This window comes from Actinoplanes sp. NPDC024001, from assembly GCF_040638955.1.
GTDB lineage: Bacteria > Actinomycetota > Actinomycetes > Mycobacteriales > Micromonosporaceae > Actinoplanes.
Genome location: NZ_JBEZZB010000311.1, coordinates 1 through 4889, shown reverse-complemented (window position 1 = coordinate 4889; position 4889 = coordinate 1). Strand labels below are relative to the sequence as shown.

General features: G+C 72.8%; 7 protein-coding genes. 4 read left to right on the top strand and 3 right to left on the bottom strand.

Features of this window, described 5'->3' with window-relative positions:
- The 3 genes from AB0F81_RS50325 to AB0F81_RS50315 form a co-directional block, all read right to left on the bottom strand.
- Window positions 1–623 (bottom strand): LacI family DNA-binding transcriptional regulator (locus AB0F81_RS50325; RefSeq protein ID WP_360211433.1); only part of this gene is annotated, 623 nt, incomplete at its 3' end.
- 9 nt (window positions 624–632) lie between these two features.
- A complete protein-coding gene (locus AB0F81_RS50320; RefSeq protein WP_360211431.1) occupies window positions 633–1211 on the bottom strand; it encodes a histidine phosphatase family protein in 579 nt (192 codons plus the stop codon).
- Between the two features lie 163 nt (window positions 1212–1374).
- On the bottom strand, window positions 1375–1641 hold the full coding sequence (locus tag AB0F81_RS50315) for a hypothetical protein (RefSeq protein ID WP_360211429.1): 267 nt from the start codon (window positions 1639–1641) through the stop codon (window positions 1375–1377).
- Window positions 1642–2019: 378 nt separating this feature from the next.
- Between AB0F81_RS50315 and AB0F81_RS50310 the strand changes: the two genes are divergently transcribed.
- From AB0F81_RS50310 to AB0F81_RS50295, 4 genes are all read left to right on the top strand, one after another.
- Complete coding sequence (locus AB0F81_RS50310) at window positions 2020–2520, top strand: DoxX family membrane protein (protein ID WP_360211435.1); 501 nt, start codon at window positions 2020–2022, stop codon at window positions 2518–2520.
- Between the two features lie 157 nt (window positions 2521–2677).
- Window positions 2678–2866 (top strand): DUF1918 domain-containing protein, encoded by a 189-nt coding sequence (locus tag AB0F81_RS50305; RefSeq protein ID WP_360211427.1) that lies wholly within the window; start codon window positions 2678–2680, stop codon window positions 2864–2866.
- 258 nt (window positions 2867–3124) lie between these two features.
- On the top strand, window positions 3125–3904 hold the full coding sequence (erm, locus tag AB0F81_RS50300; RefSeq protein ID WP_360211425.1) for an ErmE/ErmH/ErmO/ErmR family 23S rRNA (adenine(2058)-N(6))-methyltransferase: 780 nt from the start codon (window positions 3125–3127) through the stop codon (window positions 3902–3904).
- Window positions 3905–3936: 32 nt separating this feature from the next.
- The coding region (locus AB0F81_RS50295) for a hypothetical protein (protein WP_360211423.1) at window positions 3937–4889 on the top strand (953 nt) is incomplete at its 3' end.

Sequence of the window (4889 nt, the reverse complement as noted above, 5' to 3'; positions counted from 1 at the left end):
GGCTCGCCCGCGTGCGCGCGCACCCCGGCGAGCCCCGGCTCGGCGAATATCCGCAACCGCTCGTCGTCGGGATAGGCGTAGCCGAGCCGCTCGTGCCCGGCGCCGAGCAGGTGTTCGGCCTGCCGGCGCCCGGCCAGCCGCTGCGGCATCTCCAGCTCGCGGCCGTCCCGGCTGGCCCGCCCGAGCAGCGCCACCACCAGGGCGACGCCGGCGGCCCGCATCGCGTCGAGCTCGGAGTCGGAGAACCCGGCGAAGGCGATCACCGCGGCCGGGGTGATCGCCTTCCAGATCTCGCCGGCCGGCCGGTCCGCCGGGCTGCCGGGGTGCACCACGAAGGTCAGCCCGGCTCGGGCCAGCTCGGTGGAGAGGCTGCCGAGCAGACCGCCCACCTCGTCGCCGATCGGCCAGTCCGGCAGCAGGCACAGCACCACGTCGGAACGCCCGGTGCGCAGCGTGCGGGCGGCGGCCGAGGGCGCGTAGCCCAGCCCGGCCGCGGCGGCGAGCACCCGGTCCCGGGTGGCCGGCGAGATGCTCTGGCCCGGCGTGTCGTTCAGCACGTAACTGACCGTGGCCCGGGAGACCCCGGCCCGGCGGGCGACGTCGGCGCTGGTCACCCGTTGCATGGAAGCACCTTACACGTGTAAGCGAGCGTTCCAGGTGATCAGCACCGGATCCACCTCGTGCTCGAAACCCAGCACCGACAGCGTCGCCGTGTCCAGCTTGAACAGCCCGCCGGCGCTCGCCGGCAGCCCGACCCAGCGCGCCCCGGCCACCCGCAGGCAGTGCCCGTGCGCCACCAGGGCCACGTCACCGCCGGCGGTCAGCTCGCGGGCCCGGGCCAGCGCCCGGTCCAGCCGGGCGCCGGCCTGCTCCGGCGACTCACCGCCCGGGCAGCCGTCGGTCCACAGCGACCAGTCCGGCCGGGAGGCGCGGATCTCGCGGGTGGTGACGCCCTCGTACTCGCCGTAGTTCCACTCGGCCAGGTCGTCGGTCACCTCGGTCACGGCCAGGCCGGCCAGCTCGGCGGTCCGGCGCGCCCGCTGCCGCGGGCTGCTGAGCACCGCCGCGAAGGAACGCCCGGCCAGCTGCTCCCCCAGGGCACGCGCCTGCCGCTCACCCTCCGCGGTCAATGCGAGATCGGTGTACGAGGTGTGCCGCCCGTTCGCACTCCACTCGGTCTGCCCGTGCCGGATCAGCACGATCTCCGCCATCCGCTTCTCCCCTGCTCGTCGCCCTTGATTTCTACCCGGTCGGTCGAGCCGATGAAAACCAGGACGGCCGGTGGGTGGAATCGCCGACGCGGCGTTGCGGGAGTCCGTGGAGCTGGTCACGAGCGTCGGCTCGGCGGAGTGGGGGAACCCTGGACCGGCGGGCCTAGATCTCCCCGGGCAGCGACAGCGGATGGCGGGTCTCGTCCCGGGCGGCCAGGCAGGCCATCGCCCGGTGGTACTGCGGGCGGGTCAGCTCACCGCGGAGCAACTGTGCCACCAGCAGGCCCTCGGTGCTCTCGGCACGCGGCAGCGGCGGCACCGGCAGCGGGGCCGGCGGCTCCGGAAGCTCGCGGGCGGCACGGGGCCGCGGCCAGAGAGCGAACGTCCACGCGGCGATCATCGCCACGATCAACACGACCAGGACCAGCATGGTGACCAACTCCTCTGTTACATGGTGGCCCTTCGATACCCCGCGGACCAGAGGTCTCACTCGGAATGTCCGCGGATCCACGCTGGACGGCACGAACCTCCGGCTCCTCCGGCACGCTGCGAGTTCGCGTCGTGACACAGAGGATCCGTCGCGTGCCGCACGGCGAGCTTGTTGATCACAACCGGGAATATGCCACAGGGCCGGAGGTCCCGAAACGGACGGGCCCGGCGCACCTACGGATCATTACCTCAGGCACAGGCGTCGATCCGCCCGATGGCGAAGAGTCATAGGTGCAGACAACGTCGCTAGGAGGACCAGATGGCCACCATCGGTCGCCACAACATCACTCACCTCGAGACCGTGGAAGCACCCGGCGGGATGCTCACCCACGCCGCCGCCCGGGCGCTGGCCGTCCTGCGGATCACCACCGGATTCGTCTTCCTGTGGGCCTTTCTCGACAAGACCTTCGGCTTCGGCTTCGCCACCCCGGCGGAACGGGCCTGGATCAACGGGGGCTCGCCCACCAAAGGGTTCCTCAGCTCCCTCGAAACCGGCCCCTTCACCGGGTTCTTCCACAGCATCGCCGGAGCCACCTGGGCGAACTGGCTGTTCATGCTGGGCCTGCTCGGCATCGGCGTCGCGATGATCCTCGGCATCGGCCTGCGGGTCGCCGCGGTCGCGGCCGCACTCATGATGGCCTTCATGTGGGTCGCCGAGTGGCCGCTGGCCGCCGGCTCGTCCAACCCGGTCGTCGACTACCACGTCATCTACGGGGTCAGCGCGGTCGTGCTCGCCCTCACCTACGCCGGTCACACCTGGGGCCTCGGCCGCCGCTGGGCCCGGCTGCCGCTGGTGCAGCGCCGGCGCTGGCTGATCTGAACCACCCCCCTCCCCTACGATGCCCGGCCGGGAAGCCCCGGCCGGGCATCTCCCGTGCTGTGACAAAACGAGTGATCGGCGGTGCCCCGGCCGTGCGGGAGATGCCATGCTGCCGGAAGCGACAGTCCGCAGCGGCACACAACAGGTGGAGGCAGGGATGATCGCGCAGGTGGGCGACCGGCTGGTCGTGAAAGGCAAGCACGTCGGGGACGGCAACAAGGTCGGGGTGATCACCCGGCTGCGGCACGAGGACGGCTCCCCGCCGTACGAGGTGCGCTGGGAGGACGGCCACACCGGCCTGATCTTCCCCGGCCCGGAGACCCACATCGTCCGCGAGGGCGAATAAATCGCATGACCGAGGCGGGCGGGCCCGGCTAGGGTCGCGCTCATGCCTACGACGCACGCTCTCCTCGTGGTGGCGCTGACGCCCGCGCGAGGATCGCTGCACGCCATCCGTCTGCGCGCCGGGCGTCCCGCCCTGGCCTGCCGCTGACCGCGATCTCACTGGCTGACGCCAGGGCCCGGAGTCCCTATCGGATCGGACGGGCCGCGATGCCGCCTGTCCGTGTTCGCCGCCACCCGGCGGCAGACAGGACCCGCCCTGATGGCGCCCCGCTCTTCCCTGCGGCGCGAGCACAGCCGTGCCCGCCGTGCCTTCGGACAGAACTTCCTCACCGACCCGGCCGCGGCCCGGCTTCTCGCCGAAGCCGCGGTCACCGACCCCGGCACCACCGTCTACGAGGTGGGCGCCGGCCGGGGGCGGCTCACCACCGAACTGGTTCGCCGGTGCCGGCGCGTCATCGCGTACGAGATCGATCCGGACCTGGCCGGCATGCTGCCGGCACATCCCGCGCTCACCGTGCGCGTCGATGACTTCCTGGCGGCGCGGCCGCCGGCCGGTCCGTTCACCGTCGCCGGCAACATTCCGTACGGGCTGACGTCCGCCGTCGTGACCTGGTGCCTGCGGGCGCCGACGCTGCGCCGGGCCGCCCTGCTCACCCAGTGGGAGTACGCCCGCAAACGCACCGGCGACTACGGCCGGTGGAGCCGGCTGACCGTGCTGACCTGGCCCGAGTTCTCGTGGGAGCTGGCCGGGCGGGTGCCCGCGGCGGCGTTCCGGCCGGTGCCGCGCGTCGACGGCGGCGTCCTGCTGCTCACCCGCCGCCCGGTGCCGCTGGTCCGGCCCGAGAGGATGTCCGGGTACCGGCGGCTCGTGGAGCTGGGCTTCACCGGGGTCGGCGGTTCACTGCACGCCAGCCTGGCCCGCGGGTACGGGCCCGGCCCGGTGACGGCGGCGTTCCGGGCGTGCCGGCTGGATCCGCGGGCGCCGGTCGGGGCGGTGTGGCCGGAGCAATGGCTCACCCTGTTCCGCCTGCTGCGCTGAACCTGTCCCACGGCCGGGAGGTACACCGGGGCATGTATGACCACTATCCGACGTTCGATCCGAACCGGGACAGCGCGCTGATCGGCGACGGATCGCCATGGGACGGTTTCGAGACGAACCTGCGGATGGTGCTCAACACGTATTTCCTGGGGTTGCTCGGCGTCGCCGGCATCGCCGCGGCGGTCGCCCTGCTGCGGGTCGGGGACGCCGACTCCGGGATCCCGCTCGCGGCGCTGGGTCTGTGGTTCGTGCACGGCGCCGGTCTGGGTTTCGTGACGTGGGTGCGGCCGCGCCGGTCGGGGCGGCACACCCGGCTGCGCGCGATCGACGACGAGACGGTGGGGGTGACGTTCACCTATGCCGGGACGACCTACTACTGGACGGTGATGTCCCTGCTGCTGAGCGCGGCGGGTTTGCTGCCGATCGGCGTGCTGGGGCTGATCGCCACCGGTCATCCGGGCGAGGTGGCGCTCGGGGTGGTGTTCACCCTGTGCGGCCTGTTCTGCCTCTACGCGGTGTACCGCCTGGTCCGGCGAGCCCCGGGCCGGTTGACGCTGACACCCGACAGCGTCTTCCACCGCGGTTTCGGGACGGACTGCTTCGTGCCGTGGTCGCAGGTGACCGGCGTGCAGGGCGGGGTGGCCGGCTGGGCGCCGATGATCGTCGTGACGGCGCGCGATTCCGGCGGGGTGCGGACCCGGCACCACGGGCGGCGCGGGCGCGAGCAGGAGCCGGCGCTGACCATCCGGGCGCCGTGGCTGGGGGCTGATCCGGAAGTGGTCTATCGGACGCTGCGCCATTACCACCGCAACCCGGGGGATCGGGCGGAGCTCAGCGGTGAGGCCGGCCGGGAGCGGATCGAGCAGCAGGCTTCTTGCTGCGCTGACACAGCCGGCCGGCGCGCGCCCCTTGGCGCCGGGCCCGGATCTGCGCGCACACCGCCGACTGCTGCGCCGGCAGCCGACGCGGCGCCGACTGCTGCGCC

What these genes read in the sequence shown, in the direction of transcription:
- AB0F81_RS50320 (WP_360211431.1), bottom strand. Translation starts at nt 1,211, where the DNA reads ATGGCGGAGATCGTGCTGATCCGGCACGGGCAGACCGAGTGGAGTGCG.
- AB0F81_RS50315 (WP_360211429.1), bottom strand. Translation starts at nt 1,641, where the DNA reads ATGCTGGTCCTGGTCGTGTTGATCGTGGCGATGATCGCCGCGTGGACG.
- AB0F81_RS50310 (WP_360211435.1), top strand. Translation starts at nt 2,020, where the DNA reads ATGCTCACCCACGCCGCCGCCCGGGCGCTGGCCGTCCTGCGGATCACC.
- AB0F81_RS50305 (WP_360211427.1), top strand. Translation starts at nt 2,678, where the DNA reads ATGATCGCGCAGGTGGGCGACCGGCTGGTCGTGAAAGGCAAGCACGTC.
- erm (WP_360211425.1), top strand. Translation starts at nt 3,125, where the DNA reads ATGGCGCCCCGCTCTTCCCTGCGGCGCGAGCACAGCCGTGCCCGCCGT.